Below are 16,386 nucleotides of genomic sequence, written 5' to 3' on the forward strand. Positions count from 1 at the left end.
GTGGGGATTATGCAAAGTCCGTGTTGCCGATGCGTTGCAGCGCATCGACCAGCAAATCCCAGAACCGATCCGCGTCGACGTCCACCGCAACGCGTGTGCGCAACGGAGCCGTAGTGGCGTCGGCACTAGAAACATCAGAATCATCGGCCGTGCCCAGTGCGGTCGGATCCTGACAACCTTCCTGGCTGCCCCATGTGCGCCGCAGATCCACGACAGTCGCTCCGCGCGTGAACTGGCCCTGCGTCTCTACGTCAATGGGCGCTAGTACAGTGTGTACGACCTGCGGATCCGCGACGGCTGCCACAGCCAGAGGGTCGTGCATCGGCGGGCCTGGGTAGTGCCGCTCCTTCATATAGGCCGCGCCGAAAAACTCCACCAGTTCTGCGATGAAGGTCGCTACATCAGTGCCGACGTTCGTCAGTTGTGCCATCCGCTCGGGGGTGGCCAGCACCTTGTGAGTGACGTCCAGCCCCACCATCGTCACAGGCCAACCCGCGCCGAACACGATCTTCGCGGCCTCCGGATCCGCCAGGATGTTGAACTCGGCGCTGGCAGTCATGTTGCCTGCGTGGTGCGCTCCGCCCATCAGGGTGACGCCACCTACCCGATCAACCAGTTCCGGATACATGCGGGCGAACAGGGCGATGTTGGTCAAAGCTCCTGTCGGGACGATGGTGACAGTTCCCGGCTCGTTGTCCCGGATGATGTCCGCAATGAGGTTAACTGCGTGGCGCGGGTCTCGTTCAGCGCCAGGGGCGGGTAGCTGGGGGCCGTCCAGGCCGCTGTCTCCGTGAATTTCCTCCGGGATGATCTGCGGTGCCACCAGCGGCCGGTCGGCTCCGGCGGCGAAGGGAATGCCGGTGATGTTGCCGACTTTCGCCAGTGCCAGCGCATTCTTGGTGACCTTTTCTAACGTCTGGTTACCTGCCACCGTGGTGACTGCCAGCAGGTCGAGATTTGGGTTTCCCCAGGCCAGCAGCATCGCAATGGCGTCGTCGTGGCCAGGATCGCAGTCGAGGATGATCTTTCGTATGGAGTTGGTTGGCACGGTGTTGGTTGGCACAGAGTTAGCTGGCACGGTGTTGGCATTTGCAGTCATTTAAGCATCCCCTAGGCGACGGATTTCGTTTTCAGTGGCGTAGCTTCCAGCGGCTCCGCGCTTCTGCGTGGCCAGTGCCCCGGCTGCCGCTCCCAGCGTGCAGGCATCCACGAGGGTCTCCCCTTGTGCCAGCGCGGCGGCGAGCGTGCCGCAGAAGGCATCACCTGCACCAGTGGTGTCTACGACATGTTCGACGTAGACGGCGGGAATGTGCACCGGTTCGGCGTCCTTTTCCAAGATCAGCGCACCACGCTGCCCCAAAGTAACGACGACGGAGCGGGCCGTGGCCCGCAGGTCTTCGATAAGGTCCTCGACAGGAGTTCCGGGGGCGGCGTCGAGCACGGCGGCGGCCTCGCCTTCGTTCAGGACTAGTGGGTCGGCAGCGGCCAGTAGTTCGGGATCGCGCGTGGTTACCGGCGCGAGGTTCAGCACCAGTCGAGTGTCCGAGTTCGCCACCAACTTCGGCAGTTCCGCACTGTGTTCAGGGGTGAGCTCGCCTTGCGCCAGGACGATCGGCACCGGCCCCTGGCGTCGCAGCTCGTCGACAGTTTCGCGCTGCTGGGCGGGGCTGACCAGCTCGTTTGCGCCGGAAGTGACGATGATGATGTTCTCACCGCTGGGATCGTTCATGATGAATGCGCGCCCCGTCGGCTGCCTACTCGTGACCAAGTAGTCGGTGTTCACACCGTGTTCGCGCAGCTGCTGCAGAGCCAGCTCGCCCTGTGGGTCGTTGCCTACCGCAGACAAAAGGACGGTATTGACGCCCATATGTGCGCACGCTGCCGCCTGATTAGCGCCCTTTCCGCCGAGACCCTCTATGCCGGGTTTTGCAATGGTAGTTTCCCCTGGTAGAGGGAAGTTTTGGACGGTGACGAAGGTATCTACGTTCGTGGTGCCTGATACGACGACGGTGGCGTTGCTGTCTCTCATGGTTCCCCAGAATACTGGAGAATACTGGGTTAGCTGGGGCGGCGGAGCTGCGGCAGCGGACGTGGTGGAGCCGCGGCGACGGGTGCAGTGGTGCTGGGTTGATGGGTGCAGTGGTGCTGGGGCGACGGGCTGAAGTCTGGGTAGTTTTGGGATGCCGATGGCTGGCTGGATGGCCGGCTGGAGGGGTGAATGTCCCAAATTCCACGTCTTAGAATATAACTATTCTATTTTCGCAGGTCAGAGGACCGCCATTTTTAGCTTCAAACCCGCTACTTTCAATAACTCGTAGATTTGGGACATTGACCCTTTAGGAGCCCCAATGCGGGCAGGATTCGCGGAGAGATAGCGAGGCGAGATAAGGCAGACAGAAACCAAGCCCCCGACGGAGTCGGGGGCTTGGGACTTGAGCCTCAGGGCGAGGCGGTACTGGGCGAGGCCCGTGCTGGGCTAACAGTACTTGGGCTAGGGGGTGCTGGACTAGGCCTGTGCCGGGTTCTGCGCGGAGTCTTGCGCCGAGGCGGCCCGCTGGGCGGCCTCCCAGTCCACGCCGCCGCCTTCGCAGGAGCCATTCAGCGAGCAGCTGCCGCAGGCCTTGCCGCTTGCGCACGCCTCCGCGCTCACCGTGCCGGCCTTGGCGCCGGAGCCCGCAGCCTGACCAGCGCTAATGCCAGCACTCTGGTCTGCGCCAACGCCAGAGTCGTCGGAACAGCAAGCGCCAGCGGAGTCGGAAGCGCCGGCGGCCTCGCTGGAACTGGAGCAGCAGGAGTCCGAGGTGGCGTCACCGCTAGAGCAACAGGAAGAATCGGCGGCCTCGAGCTGAGCGGCACGGGCATCCAGGCGTGCGACGGTGTGGGCGCCCAGAGCAGAGCCCAGGCCGATCAAAAATACGGCACCGATCAGCAACAATGCGAAGACCAACCACATCCAGCCGCTCACCTTCAAGGTGATCAGCGCCGCGCCCAGGAATGCCGCACCCGCGCCCATCCAAGCCGGGCCGACGATCTTGTGTGCGGTGATCCAGAGTTCCTCGGACTTACGCACCTCCGGAACTCGCAGGCCAACCACTGGATTCCCCGGCAGCTTCCCCATTGCTCCCAGCAGCCCCGCGACGAAGAAAGCCAGCCCCACTAATACCAACACGACGGTCAAGACGATCATGGAAAACAGTCTATTACCGCAGGTGGCCAACAAGCCAAACGCAATAACCTGCCCTGTCCGGGCGACCTACTAGACTGTTTAACCATGACGAACGGCAGCACTGCAGACAATTCCTACCGCTATACGCCTGACCTCGCGGCCAAGATCGAGGCCAGGTGGCAGAAGCACTGGGCCGATAACGGCACATTTAACGCCCCGAACCCCACGGGCGACCTAGCCGAGCCGGGCACGGAGCTGCCGGAGGATCGCAAGTTTATCCAGGACATGTTCCCCTACCCCTCCGGTGTGGGCCTGCACGTTGGCCACCCGCTGGGCTACATCGGCACGGACGTGTTCGCGCGATTCCACCGCATGAAGGGCGCAAATGTCCTGCATACGCTGGGTTATGATGCGTTTGGCCTGCCTGCCGAACAATATGCCGTGCAGACGGGCACCCACCCGCGCACCACCACCATGGCGAATATCTCCAATATGGAACGCCAGCTGGGTCGCCTGGGTCTGGGACACGACAAGCGCCGCAGTTTCGCCACCACGGATACCGACTACTACCGCTGGACTCAGTGGATTTTCCTGCAGATTTACAACTCCTGGTTCGACCCGGAGGCCAAGAACGCCAACGGCACCCTGGGTAAGGCCCGCCCCATCTCCGAGCTGGAAGAGAAGCTGGCCACCGAGCGTGCCGACTGGGCGGAGCTCAGCGCTGTCGAGAAGCAGGAGATCCTGGATAGCCACCGCTTGGTCTACCGCTCCAACTCCACGGTGAACTGGTGCCCCGGCCTGGGCACAGTACTGGCCAACGAAGAAGTTACGGCGGAAGGGCGCTCCGAGCGCGGAAACTTCCCGGTCTTCCGCAAAAACCTACAGCAGTGGATGATGCGTATCACCGCGTACTCCGACCGGCTGATCGACGACCTTGAGTACCTCGACTGGCCGGAGAAGGTGAAGTCGATGCAGCGCAACTGGATCGGCCGTTCCCGTGGTGCGGAGGTTACATTTGACTGCCTCGGCCACGACATTGATGTCTTCACCACCCGCCCGGACACGCTCTTCGGTGCGACGTATATGGTGCTGGCCCCGGAACACGAGCTGGTCGATACCCTCGTCGCGCAGGCTGGTTCTTCTGCGGGTGATGACGCCTACGCGGATGTTGACCCACGGTGGACCTATGGGCAGGCGAACCCGACTGCTGCAGTGGAGGCATACCGTGCGGCAATCGCCGCCAAGTCAGATCTGGAGCGTCAGGAGAATAAGGAAAAGACGGGCGTTTTCCTGGGCGTTTATGCCACCAATCCAGTCAATGGTGCACAGGTGCCAGTCTTCATCGCGGACTATGTGCTGACGGGTTATGGCACCGGCGCGATCATGGCCGTGCCGGCGCATGACACGCGCGACTTTGAGTTCGCCACCGAGTTCGGGCTGCCAATTGTGCCGGTGCTGTCCGCTGAGGGCGCTGAAGCTGGCTCTGAGGCCGGAGACGGAGCCGAAATGACGGAGGCGTTCACCGAAGACGGTCCGCACATCAACTCCAACAACTCCGATGGCCTGGAGCTCAATGGACTGGGTAAGGCCGAGGCCATCGACAAGGCCATTGAATGGCTGGAAGCCAAGGGCACCGGCAGTGGCAAGATCCAGTACAAGCTGCGGGACTGGCTGTTCGCCCGTCAGCGCTACTGGGGTGAGCCCTTCCCCGTCGTTTATGACGAGAACGGTGTGGCGCACGCCCTGCCGGAGGAGATGCTTCCCGTCGAACTGCCGGAAGTAGAGGACTACAAGCCCGTCAGCTTTGACCCGGAAGACAAGGACTCTGCACCGCAGCCCCCACTGGCCAAGGCTAAGGAGTGGGTTGAGGTCACCCTGGATCTCGGCGACGGCGAGAAAACCTACTACCGGGACACGAACGTCATGCCGCAGTGGGCGGGTTCCTCGTGGTACCAGCTGCGCTACATCGACCCGAATAACGACAATGCCCTGGTAGGCATCGAAAATGAGCGCTACTGGGTTGGCCCGCGCGAAGGTCGCCCCTCTGGCGGTGTGGATCTGTACGTGGGCGGCGTGGAACACGCCGTGCTGCACCTGCTGTATGCCCGTTTCTGGCACAAGGTGCTCTTTGACCTGGGTGTTGTCTCCAGCTTCGAGCCCTACTACCGCCTGTACAACCAGGGCTATATCCAGGCGTATGCTTACACGGATTCCCGTGGCGTATACGTACCTGCAGAAGAGGTCACTGAGCGCGATGGTAAGTTCTTCTGGGTTCGCACAGCCGATGACGCTGAGGGCGTCGACAAGGAAGAAGAGGTATTCCAGGAATACGGCAAGATGGGCAAGTCCCTGAAGAACGCGGTCTCGCCAGACGAGATCTGCGATGACTACGGTGCGGACACCCTGCGCGTATACGAGATGGCGATGGGTCCACTCGACACGTCGCGACCATGGGCGACGAAGGACGTGGTGGGTGCGCAGCGCTTCCTGCAGCGCGCGTGGCGCCTCGCCGTGGATGAGAACACGGGTGAGTGCTCTGTGAGCGATGACGCCCTCACGGATAATGACCTGAAGGCCCTGCACAGGACCGTCCAGGGCGTTCACGAGAACTATGCAGAGCTGCGCGACAACACAGCCGTCGCGAAGCTGATCGAGTACGTGAATTACCTGACGAAGACGTACTCCACGGGCCAGACTCCGCGTGCGGCCGTGGAACCGCTAGTGCAGATGCTTGCACCGGTGGCTCCGCACATTGCCGAGGAGATGTGGGAGGTGCTGGGGCACGCCGATGGCATCACGTACGTTCCCTTCCCGGAGTGGGACGAGAAGTGGCTGGTGGATGACACCATCGAGCTGCCCGTGCAGGTGATGGGCAAGCTACGTGGCCGTATCAACGTGGCAGCGGATGCTTCGCGAGAGGACATTGAGGCCGCTGCGCTGGAAGAGCCGAACGTGGCCGCGCACATCGAGGGTAAGACGGTGGCGAAGATCATCGTCGTGCCGGGCAAGATGGTGAACGTCGTCGCAAAGTAGCGCGCGGCGGCGCCTTTTAGAGGTTGTGGTCGAGGATCAGGTAGGCGCCAACTGACGTGATCCAAGCCATGCAGAACGGCATAATGAACCAGATCACCGCCACCCATGGGCGCCAGCGCTGGTGCTTCTTCCACTTGTAATAGGTGATAAAGGCCGAGCCGAACAGGCCGAAAAACGCCAGCGAGGTAGGAACGATAGCGAAGAGCAGCTGGAACGTGCGGCTACACAGCTGAGCGGAGGAATCAGCCTCGCAGTACGGCCCGCCAACGGCCTTCGAGGCCACCCAAATCAAAATGGCGGATAGCGTGGTCGACACAATCACGCCGATGAAGAACCGTATCGCCTGGCGGGTGGACTTATTGTTGCGCTCCAGGCGGAGCAAAGGGTCGGCTTCGTAGTCGAGCTCCGAGGGCGCGCCTGGACGATCAAGGTCGGAGAGCTCACCCGGAAAATCCAGGTCGTTCGCACGAGGATCGGCGTCAGAGCCCGGTTTATCAGCAGGTGAGGGGCTATCGTTCAAACCATCAGTGCTCATAATGCCCTCAAATCTACACGCCGGGTAATGGCCTAAGGCTTAGACCGTGCTCAGCAGCACCGGTACCGGACTGTGGCGCAGAATCTGGTTTGTCGACGGGCCGATGAACACGCGGTGGAAACCACCCAATGTACTGGACCCCATGACCAGCAGATCGCCCTTTTTCCACTTCAGGGCATTGATCGCGCCGGACCAGCCATAGCCGCTACCGACTTCCATCTGCACAGTCAGGTCGCCGTGCCGGTTCAACGCGCGGTCACGTCCGCGATCCAGTAGTGCCAGCGCCTGCTCGCGCCATTCGACCATCATGTCGGAGTTATCGATAAATTCCGTCTCCGTCGGGTACATCGTTGCCCCGCGTGGGCTAAACGCCACCAGCCGCAGCGGCACATTCCACCGGTGCGCCAGATCGGCGGCGCGACGCAGGGCCTCATGCGACTGATCGGTGTCGATGTAACAGCAATTGACCCTGGTGACGCCACGTTTCGACAACTTCGGCGTCCGCGGAGCCAATAGCAAAGGCAGCGGAGCGTAATGCAGCAAAGCATCCGCCGTCGAGCCGATCCTAAAGCGAGAATGCGGCGCGGCAGGATGGGAGCCCAAGATCATCATGTCGGCGTTGAACTCGGTGGCGGCGTCGATAAGAGCCTTCGTCTCCGAGTGATCGACAGTGACGGAGGAGGGCTCGTCGGCGTCAAGCATAGAATCCGGCAATTTTGCCAGGTCAAGAGCCTTCTGCGCGGCGGAGGAGACTGCCTTTGATTCCTTTTCGATCCACTGTGAGTAGTTATCGAACTCCAGCTCGGGCTGTGCGGTCCAGGAACGCGAAATGACGGTTGCAGTGCGCACTGCCACGGTTTCCGTGCGGCCGAGCCAGGCTGCGACCTGCGCGGCTTCGTCACCGGCAGATTCCGGACGCCACGTAAGGAGCAGGCGGAGGGGATCGTGGGACTTAGGGGTGTTGCTCAAGGAAGTTTGCTCGCTAGCTCCAGCTTCTAGTGCTGGTCGTTGTTCAGCTTTGCCTCTATAGCCTCAGTGTAGCGACGTAGCACCAGTTCGATAACTGGGGTGGCCTTTGCTACTTCCTTGAGTTCTTCATCGCTGAGGCTAGCCAGCATGCTGGAGAGTTGCTCGGCGCGTTCTTCGGAAAGGCGACGCAGCTCTTCGCGTCCCTTATCGGTCAGGGTGACGCTGACGCCGCGGCGGTCGGAGGTGTCGCGTACGCGAGTGACCAGGTCCATTGTCTCTAGCTGGTTAACAGCGTTAGAGGCGGTGGGCATCCGGATCGTCTCGGTGGCCGCGATTTGGCTGATGCGCATCGGGCCGTTTTCCTCGAGGATCATGAGGATGGAAAGTTGCGCCATACTGATGTGCGAGTTCTCTGTCTGGCGGAAGTACAGCAGGTACAGCCGCGTCAGAGGGAGGCGCAATTCTTTGGCGATTTCTAAGGGTGTGGAAGCCATAGGTACTAAAATACAACAGTTTTGGTTGTAAATGCACAAGCGGGGCGCTGGACACGGAGGTTTTGCCCCCATCTGAAAGCGGTGAATAGCGGTGACGTTCGCTGTTGCGGAGCTGTGCATCGAAACGAATTACCCCACCGCCTTGGGTGGGGTACAGGGGTACAGGGGTACAGGGGCGCAGGGTGCACAGGGTTGTTGCGCCGGGACAGGGTAAAGGTGCTATGCCCCGTTAATGAACTCCTCCAGCTGCGCGCGGGCGACATCGTCCGGCAGCTGCACGGGCGGAGACTTCATTAGGTAGCTAGAGGCAGCGTCGACCGGGCCGGCCACTCCCCTATCCAGCGCGATCTTGGCGGCGCGCACAGCGTCGATGATGATGCCCGCGGAGTTCGGGGAGTCCCAGACCTCCAGTTTGTACTCCAGGTTCAGTGGAACTTCGCCGAATGCGGAGCCCTCGAGGCGGACATAAGCCCACTTGCGATCGTCCAGCCACTCCACGTAGTCCGAGGGGCCGATGTGGACGTTCCGGTCGTGTACCTTGCCGGCCAGCGGGCCTTCCTGCAGGTTGGACGTGACGGCCTGGGTCTTGGAGATCTTCTTGGACTCCAGGCGATCACGATCCAGCATGTTCTTAAAGTCCATGTTGCCGCCGACGTTCAGCTGCATGGTGCGCTCCAGGCGCACGCCGCGCTCCTCGAACAAACGTGCCAGCACACGGTGGGTGATAGTAGCGCCGACCTGGGACTTGATGTCGTCGCCAACGATCGGCAGGCCAGCGGCGCGGAACTTCTCCGCCCACTCCGGATCGGAGGCGATAAAGACCGGCAGGGCGTTCACGAAGGCACAGCCTGCGTCGATGGCGCACTGTGCGTAGAAGCGGTCGGCCTCTTCAGAACCGACTGGCAGGTAGCTGACCAGCACGTCTACGTTCGCGTCCCGCAGGGCCTGCGGCACGTCGACGGGTTCTGCGTCGGATTCGGTGATGCTCTCCTGGTAGTGGCGGCCGAGGCCATCAAAGGTGTGGCCACGCTGGACGGTCACGCCGGTGTGCGGGACATCGGCGATCTTAATGGTGCAGTTCATGCCTGCATAGATCGCCTCAGAAACGTCTTTGCCAACCTTGTCCGCGTCTACGTCGAAGGCAGCGGTCACGCGCACGTCGCCCACCGAGTAGGGGCCGAACTTGGTGTGCATGAGACCTGGGACGTCCTGGGACGCATCGGCGTCAGAATAAAGGTGGATTCCCTGAATCAGCGAGGTCGCGCAGTTACCGAGCCCCACGATAGCGATGTTGCAAGTATTCGTAGTCATGCGGACAACCGTAGGGCGAGAGCCGCGGAAAACTGCTCTTCATCGGCAGGTTAACCGATCAAGCCAGCCCGGTTTATCGATCAAGCTACGGGGAGAAGGGGTTGCCCGGAGCGTGTTTACAATATGGGTGTGTCGATTTCGCGAAGGGTTATTGATAGGTCACTCGATCGCCGTCGCGCCCTATCCGAGGTGCGTGCGGTCGAGCGCTTTATTGGTGACGCCACCCCGCGGCTCCTATCCTCGGCGGAGGTTCTAGGACGGGCAGTTGATCGCCCGTGTCCGGTGTGTGGAAAGCCTTATTTAAAGGAAACGCAGTGGATTCACGGCACTGTATTAGGTGAAAAGTCGGGTACAGCGCGTAGTGTAAGAGAGATCAATGGTGTGATTGAGACACTCGTGGATAAACAGCAGAATGCTGAGTTTTCGATACACACCGTTGAAGTGTGCATGAAGTGTAGATGGAATCACTTGATCCGAGAAGAGCTGATCGGAATCACGATCGATAATCAGGAGACTCGTCTAGTTGAGTAGCGACAAGCCGTCCAAGAACCCTTACTCCCGCGGTGGTGCCGGTAATTCCGGTAGTGGCCGCTCCAGCAACGACCGGAGTGGACAGCGGAAGCCGGGGCAACCGGGCAAGCCGGGGCAGCGCCGTGCCGGGCAGGGGCAGCCAGGTAAGTCTGGACAGCCAGGCCGGTTGAACCAGCACCGGGCCGCTAAGGGCGGCAAGCCGGGTTCCCGCAAAGCTGCACAAGGCGGTGCGCCTGGTCAGCGCCGCGCCGGACAGGGCCAGCCAAGTCGGTCGGGTCAGCCGGGTAGGCCTGGTAGACCGGGTCAGCGGCGTGCCGGACAGGGCCAGCCAGGTAAGTCTGGACAGCACCGGGTCGGGCAGAGAAGCAGGGTCAGCCAGGCAGGCCAGCCGGGTAGGCCGGGCGCGCGTAAGCCGGGGCAGAATCGCAGTGCACAGCCGGGCAAGCGTCGAGCTGCTGCTGGCGCGGTGGCGTCACAAAACAAGAGGCCCCAAAAGAACGGTCCGCAAAGAAACGGACTGAAGAAGAATGGTCCGCAGACTCGGATGAAGAAGGATGGGAGCCGCTCCGTGGGCGAAGGAAAGCTAAAGGCAAGAACACGTAAGAAGCGCAGTTGGCGCGACAAGCGAACCCTGCGCAACTTTTTTGCAGGGTTGGCTGCCGTGATGGCGGTCATGATTATCGTGCCGCTGGTGGCCTTCTTTACGGCCTATTCGGTGACGAAGGTGCCAGAGCCGGAAGAGCTGGTGAACAACCAGATCTCCTACATCATGGCGAGTGATAACAACACTGAGCTGGCGCGCATCGTGCCGCCGGAGGGCAACCGCCAGAACGTGAAACTGGACGAAGTGCCAATGGCAGTGCGCCAGGCCGTTCTAGCTGCTGAGGACCGCGAGTTCTACAGCAACCCTGGTTTCTCAGTTTCCGGCTTTGCCCGTGCAGCTGTCGGCCAGGTGCTGGGCCGCGATGGCGCAGGTGGCGGTTCGACGATCACCCAGCAGTATGTGAAGAACGCGCTGGTGGGTGACGAGTTCAGCTTGAGCCGAAAGGCGAAGGAGCTGGTGATTTCCGCAAAGATGGCTCGCGAATGGTCGAAGGACGAGATCCTCGAGGCCTACCTGAACACCATTTACTTCGGGCGCAATGCCTATGGCATTAGCGCAGCGGCGCATGCTTACTTTGATAAGGACGTCAAGGAGCTCAGCCCGGAGGAAGGCGCGGTGCTGGCTGCAACTATTCAGGCACCTTCTGGACTGGATCCATGGACGAACCGTGAACGCGCCGAATCGCGCTGGAACTATGTGCTCGACGGCATGGTGGGCATTGGTGCGATGAAGGAGGCCGACCGTAAGAACGCCGTTTACCCGAAGGTAAAGGATCCGGCGGAGACCGCCGAGAGCACTCAGGCCGCGGGTACCAACGGACTGATCAAGACGAAGGTTATTGAAGAGCTTGAGCAGGCCGGCATCACCGAGGAACAGGTGAACACGGGTGGCCTGAAGATCACCACCACCATCGACCCGAAGATGCAAGCCGAAGCAGTGGATGAAATCCACAAGAAGATGGAAGGCCAACAGAAGGGCCTACGCACCGCCGTTGTTTCGGTGGATCCGAAGACCGGTGGAGTGCGCTCCTGGTACGGCGGCGATGACCCAGTCGGTTTCGACTTCGCCGGTGCAGGTCTACAGACTGGTTCGACGTTTAAGATCTTCACGCTGGCCGCATACCTCGACCAGGGCGGCAGCATCTACGACCAATTCGACTCCTCCCCTGTCATGACCGGTGATGCGCAGGTTACAAACGTTGGTGGCGCCAGCTGTGGCACCTGTTCCATCGCCGAGGCGCTAAAGCAGTCGCTGAATACCAGCTTCATCCGTCTGACCCAATCGCTGAAGGGCGGCCCGCAAGATGTGGCCGATATGGCGCACCGCCTGGGCGTGGCAGAGGAGCTACCGGGCGTGGGCAAGACGCTCCAGGAGAAGAACGGCAAGCCCGCCGATGGCATTACCCTGGGCATGTACCAGTCCAGCCCGCTGGATATGGCCACCGCCCTGGCGACCATGACCAACGGCGGCGTCTACCACCGTCCGCACTTTGTACAGAAGGTGGAGAACTCCAACGGTGATGTCCTGCTGGATAACACTAAAGACGACGGCGACCGCGTAGTCTCCGAGGAAGTTGCCAACGGAGTGATCCAGGCGATGCAGCCCATCGCCGCCTACTCCAATGGCAACGTGCTGGCCGGTGGTCGCCCATCTGCAGCCAAGACTGGTACCGCGCAGCTGGGTGACACGGGCGAGAACAAGGATGCCTGGATGCTGGGCTCCACCCCGCAGCTCTCCACCGCAGTGTGGGTTGGTACTGCCGACGGCAAGCCAATTCACAACAGCTACGGCGGCATTATGTACGGTTCCGGCTTGCCCGCCCAGATTTGGAAGGGTGTGCTGGATCGCCAGCTGGCAGATTCCGAGATCGAGCAGTTTGGTACCGGAGCAGCTGCCTCGTCAGGCAGCTCCGGTGCCTACAGCGGTGGCGGTGGCGCTGACACTGGCGCTGACGCTGGCGCTGGCGCGGCCGCTGGGGCCGGAACCGAGGGCGAAGCACAGACGGAGCCAGAATCCCCTGCACCAGCCGCGCCCCCTTCCCCCCAGTCGCCGCAGCCGGCACCGCGCCAACCCGCCCCGCGGGGCGGTAACCCGCCGGCGAACAACGATCTACAAGACCTGATCGATGGATTCCTCAACCAATAGAAAAATGACCGCCGAGCAGCGAGTACTGCCCTCCCGCACCGAGCCGATGGCGCAGGGCTTCATCCGCTTCATCGGCGGACCACCCGGCGCCCATGCCCTCATCGGGCGGGCCCGGTGGTGGACTCCCCTACGCGTACTTCTGGCCACCGCTGCCACCTTCCTGGCATTTGGATGGCTACAGAAGGCCCAGTGCCTCCGCACAGCTTTTGACCCTGAGGGTCTCCCCTATATTGACTGGTCCGGGAAGCGCCAATTCACCTCCGCCTGCTACTCCGACACGATTTCGCTATTCGGCAGTCACGGGCTGGATACACTCGACTTCCCCTATTTAACTTCTTTTACTGACGGTGACGGCGCCACCAGGTACATGGAATACCCGGTGCTTACCGGTTTGTACCAGTGGCTCGTGGCGGTTATCGCCCAGCCGGTAGGCGTGGTGTGGGACTTCCTCCCCTTGCCGACGGCTGATTCTGCAGCGATCTACTTCGGCGTTAACGCATTCTTCCTAGGCCTCTTTTGGATGGTCGCGACCGGTCTCATGACGAAGCTGACCGGCAACCGGGTATGGGACACCCTGCTGATGGCCGCCTCTCCCCTGGTCATCGTCCACGCATTCACGAACTTCGACTTGCTGGCCTGCGCCGCCGCTGTCGCTATCTTTAGCTTCTGGGCCAACCGCCGCCCCGGCTGGGCGGGTGTGGCTACCGGCGTGGGCGTGGCTCTGAAGCTGTGGCCTGCCTTCATCGGCGGAGCGTTGATCCTGCTCTGCCTGCGCCAGCGCGCCTGGGGTCCATTGGCCAAGCTAGTCGGCGGAACCCTCGGCAGTTGGATCGCTGTGAACCTGCCGATCATCCTCCTCGCGCCGACAGGCTGGTCTGAGTTCTTCCGACTGAACTCTGAACGCGGCTGGGAAGGCTCGACCATCTATGCCGTCATTGCACACATCACGGGTAATGACGCCTGGAACGGCGTGTCCCCCTCGAAGTCCGTTGAAGGCGCTGATGCGCTGAACCTGCTGACCGGCGTACTGCTTCTCCTCGTGTTGCTAGCACTGGCATGGCTAGTCATTTTCGCCGCGCCGCGGACCCCGCGAGTAGCTCAGGTGGCATTCCTGGCCACCTTGGCCTTCATGATTACTAATAAAGTGTGGAGCCCCCAGTACTCCATCTGGCTCGTGCCGTTGCTGGTGCTGGCACTCCCCCGCTGGCGACTCGTCTTTGGCTGGGCGGCTCTGGAGGCCGTCTACTGGTACCTGCGCATGTGGCAATTCCTACCCTCCAACCAAGCAGCACCCAATTGGCTGGTCGATAGCGTGACCGTGCTGCGACTGGCGCTGCTGGTGTACATGGCGGTGCTGGTGATCCGACAGATTATGGGACGGATCCCCGACCCGGTACGTGATGCACACGCTGGCCGTGATCCATTGGCCGGTGTACTCGACGATGGTGGCGACGGAGAAGTGGGCGTCACAAAGAAAAAAGTGGGTGCTACGAAGAAAGAGAGCAACGATGGATAACACGACCATATTGATCACCATGGCGAGCGTATTCACGGGATTTCTGTTCTTCGGCGGCAGCTTCGCCAGCTTTATGTACGGCAAGTCGAAGAAGCAGGTGTGGACGTTGTTCTGCATCGCCATCGTGTTCCTGACAATTGTGCCGGTGAGCTTGGCGGTATTCGTCGCGGCGTAATGGTCGGCGATACGGGTAAGTAGCGCGGGGACGGGAAGCAAGGGGTTAGTAGCGCGGGGTCAGGTCGCGCGACGGGGCATTTCTTAAATCGGGGGGGCACCAGGTAGGCTGGGAACGTTGCTGACGCAACGACCCTCCTGCCATGCCCAAAAGGGGTATGGCCGAAACACTAGACCATAGGAGGTGATGAGGTCCGTGCGTCAATACGAGATGATGATCATCATCGACCCTTCCCAGGATGAACGCACCGTTGCCCCGTCGCTGGACAAGTACTTGGATATTGTCCGCAAGGAAAACGGTACCGTGGAAAAGGTTGATATCTGGGGCAAGCGTCGCCTCGAGTACCCGATCAACAAGAAGGACGAGGGCATCTACGTAGTTCTCGACCTGAAGTGTGAGTCGGCTACCGTGCTGGAAATCGACCGCCTGCTCAACATCAACGACCAGATTCTGCGCACCAAGGTGCTGCGGAAGGACCAGTAGCTACAATCGCCATTGAGGCGAGCTACAGGCTCCGAACGGACTGTACCTACACCTAAACAGACCTGAACAGGGTTCTAACGGGGCTCGAACAGGACTAAACACTGCTCAACCGCCCTTCACCACACAACGTTAGGAAAGAAACATGGCACAGGGAGACACCCAGATCACTGTGGTCGGCAACATCGTTGCGGATCCGGAATTGCGCTACACGCCCAACGGAGCTGCAGTTGCAAACTTCCGCGTGGCTTCCACACCTCGTCGCTACGACCAGCAAGCTGGTCAATTCGTCGACGGTGAGCCGCTGTTTTTGACCTGCAACGTGTGGCGTCAACCTGCCGAGAACGTGGCCAACAGCCTGAGCAAGGGTGACCGCGTGATCGTGACTGGCCGTCTGCGCCAGCGCTCCTACGACGATCGCAATGGCGAGCGCCGTACTGTCTTCGAGATTGAGGTCGAAGAGGTAGGCCCGTCGCTGCGCTTCGCAACTGCGGACATTAATAAGTCGTTCCGTGGAGGAGGCCAGGGTGGCCAGGGTCAGGGCAACGGTGGAAACGGTGGCTTTGGCGGCGGCAATGCTGGCGGCCAGGGTGGCTTTGGTGGCGGCAATGCCGGTGGCCAGGGTCAGGGTAATCGGGGACAGAACAACCAGGGTTTCGGTGGCCGCAACGCTGCCATGGACGATGACCCGTGGAACTCTGCACCACAGTCCGGATTTGGTGATGGCGACGACGAACCGCCATTCTGATCGGTTGGCTTAAAAGTCGCTGGTCAGCGTTAAATTTTTTGAACATAATTGGTCGAACCAAAGCACAACGAAAGGCTGGATCATGAAGCTGATCCTCACCGCCAACGTTGACAACCTCGGTGTCCCCGGCGACATCGTAGAGGTCAAGGCTGGCTACGGACGTAACTACCTGCTTCCGCGCGGCTATGCAATCGTTGCAACCCGCGGTGCTGAGAAGCAGATCGAAGGAATTAAGCGCGCGCAGGAAGCACGACAGATTCGCGACCTGGATCACGCACGCGAGGTTAAGGAAGAGCTGGAGAACCTGAGTGGCGTGACCGTTGCGGTCCGCACTGCAGAGACCGGCAAGATCTTCGGCTCTGTCACCGCAGACAACATTGTTGATGCAGTGAAGAAGGCCAACGGTCGTTCCCTGGACAAGCACAGCATCAAGCTGCGCAAGGGCGATGTTAAGGCAACCGGCGTTTACTCTGTGGACGTTCAGCTGCACGAAGGCATCGTTGCATCCCTGAGCTTCGAGGTTGTTTCCGCGTAAGTTCGTAACTGTCCGGTTTCGCCGTTTTCCGGTGACCGGCAGGTCATGGCATTCCTGCGAGCCCTTTTGCCCGTGCCTAGACAACACGGGTGGCTGGTTTTTCGGCGGCTCGGTCGGATTTTAATGCCCTGAACTGCGATGATG

Annotated in this window: 15 protein-coding genes; 8 read left to right on the forward strand and 7 right to left on the reverse strand. The window is 60.9% G+C overall.

The window, feature by feature from the left end; all coding sequences use genetic code 11:
* Nucleotides 1–7 precede the first annotated feature (7 nt).
* The 3 genes from AC05K6_RS07480 to AC05K6_RS07490 form a co-directional block, all read right to left on the reverse strand.
* Nucleotides 8–1,033 carry a nucleoside hydrolase gene (locus tag AC05K6_RS07480; protein WP_476728235.1) on the reverse strand — a complete coding sequence of 342 codons (1,026 nt, stop codon included), beginning with the start codon at nucleotides 1,031–1,033 and terminating at the stop codon, nucleotides 8–10.
* A 66-nt stretch (nucleotides 1,034–1,099) separates the two neighbouring features.
* On the reverse strand, nucleotides 1,100–2,029 hold the full coding sequence (locus tag AC05K6_RS07485; protein WP_293792060.1) for a ribokinase: 930 nt from the start codon (nucleotides 2,027–2,029) through the stop codon (nucleotides 1,100–1,102).
* A gap of 477 nt (nucleotides 2,030–2,506) precedes the next feature.
* A complete protein-coding gene (locus tag AC05K6_RS07490; protein ID WP_476728216.1) occupies nucleotides 2,507–3,187 on the reverse strand; it encodes an SdpI family protein in 681 nt (226 codons plus the stop codon).
* 84 nt (nucleotides 3,188–3,271) lie between these two features.
* Here AC05K6_RS07490 and AC05K6_RS07495 point away from each other — a divergent pair, with 84 nt between their 5' ends.
* Nucleotides 3,272–6,199 (forward strand): leucine--tRNA ligase, encoded by a 2,928-nt coding sequence (locus AC05K6_RS07495; RefSeq protein ID WP_476728217.1) that lies wholly within the window; start codon nucleotides 3,272–3,274, stop codon nucleotides 6,197–6,199.
* A 16-nt stretch (nucleotides 6,200–6,215) separates the two neighbouring features.
* Here AC05K6_RS07495 and AC05K6_RS07500 read toward each other — a convergent pair whose 3' ends face one another.
* The 4 genes from AC05K6_RS07500 to AC05K6_RS07515 all read right to left on the reverse strand — a co-directional run bounded on the left by AC05K6_RS07500 (nucleotide 6,216) and on the right by AC05K6_RS07515 (nucleotide 9,508).
* Nucleotides 6,216–6,734, reverse strand: a complete 519-nt coding sequence (locus tag AC05K6_RS07500; protein WP_476728218.1) for a hypothetical protein — start codon at nucleotides 6,732–6,734, stop codon at nucleotides 6,216–6,218.
* A 39-nt stretch (nucleotides 6,735–6,773) separates the two neighbouring features.
* Nucleotides 6,774–7,703 carry a universal stress protein gene (locus tag AC05K6_RS07505; RefSeq protein ID WP_448307884.1) on the reverse strand — a complete coding sequence of 310 codons (930 nt, stop codon included), beginning with the start codon at nucleotides 7,701–7,703 and terminating at the stop codon, nucleotides 6,774–6,776.
* Between the two features lie 26 nt (nucleotides 7,704–7,729).
* On the reverse strand, nucleotides 7,730–8,197 hold the full coding sequence (locus AC05K6_RS07510; protein WP_448307883.1) for a MarR family winged helix-turn-helix transcriptional regulator: 468 nt from the start codon (nucleotides 8,195–8,197) through the stop codon (nucleotides 7,730–7,732).
* Nucleotides 8,198–8,416: 219 nt separating this feature from the next.
* The gene (locus tag AC05K6_RS07515) at nucleotides 8,417–9,508 is read right to left on the reverse strand and encodes an inositol-3-phosphate synthase (protein ID WP_448307882.1); all 1,092 of its coding nucleotides are present in this window, start codon (nucleotides 9,506–9,508) and stop codon (nucleotides 8,417–8,419) included.
* A 123-nt stretch (nucleotides 9,509–9,631) separates the two neighbouring features.
* Between AC05K6_RS07515 and AC05K6_RS07520 the strand changes: the two genes are divergently transcribed.
* The 7 genes from AC05K6_RS07520 (at nucleotide 9,632) to rplI (ending at nucleotide 16,242) form a co-directional block, all read left to right on the forward strand.
* The gene (locus AC05K6_RS07520; RefSeq protein WP_293792049.1) at nucleotides 9,632–10,039 is read left to right on the forward strand and encodes a DUF5318 family protein; all 408 of its coding nucleotides are present in this window, start codon (nucleotides 9,632–9,634) and stop codon (nucleotides 10,037–10,039) included.
* Nucleotides 10,032–12,788 carry a transglycosylase domain-containing protein gene (locus AC05K6_RS07525; RefSeq protein WP_476728219.1) on the forward strand — a complete coding sequence of 919 codons (2,757 nt, stop codon included), beginning with the start codon at nucleotides 10,032–10,034 and terminating at the stop codon, nucleotides 12,786–12,788. The genes AC05K6_RS07520 and AC05K6_RS07525 overlap by 8 nt, the downstream gene beginning before the upstream one ends.
* The gene (locus AC05K6_RS07530) at nucleotides 12,769–14,304 is read left to right on the forward strand and encodes a glycosyltransferase family 87 protein (protein ID WP_476728220.1); all 1,536 of its coding nucleotides are present in this window, start codon (nucleotides 12,769–12,771) and stop codon (nucleotides 14,302–14,304) included. Before AC05K6_RS07525 ends, AC05K6_RS07530 begins: the two co-directional genes overlap by 20 nt.
* Nucleotides 14,297–14,479, forward strand: a complete 183-nt coding sequence (locus AC05K6_RS07535) for a hypothetical protein (protein ID WP_293792045.1) — start codon at nucleotides 14,297–14,299, stop codon at nucleotides 14,477–14,479. The genes AC05K6_RS07530 and AC05K6_RS07535 overlap by 8 nt, the downstream gene beginning before the upstream one ends.
* Before the next feature lie 186 nt (nucleotides 14,480–14,665).
* On the forward strand, nucleotides 14,666–14,962 hold the full coding sequence (gene rpsF, locus AC05K6_RS07540; RefSeq protein WP_293792073.1) for a 30S ribosomal protein S6: 297 nt from the start codon (nucleotides 14,666–14,668) through the stop codon (nucleotides 14,960–14,962).
* A gap of 142 nt (nucleotides 14,963–15,104) precedes the next feature.
* Complete coding sequence (locus AC05K6_RS07545; RefSeq protein WP_005292478.1) at nucleotides 15,105–15,707, forward strand: single-stranded DNA-binding protein; 603 nt, start codon at nucleotides 15,105–15,107, stop codon at nucleotides 15,705–15,707.
* A gap of 82 nt (nucleotides 15,708–15,789) precedes the next feature.
* Nucleotides 15,790–16,242: a 50S ribosomal protein L9 gene (gene rplI / locus AC05K6_RS07550; protein WP_476728221.1), complete on the forward strand. Its 453-nt coding sequence runs from the start codon at nucleotides 15,790–15,792 to the stop codon at nucleotides 16,240–16,242.
* The last annotated feature ends 144 nt before the right edge of the window (nucleotides 16,243–16,386 follow it).

Source organism: Corynebacterium sp. TUM25020 (genome assembly GCF_056388495.1).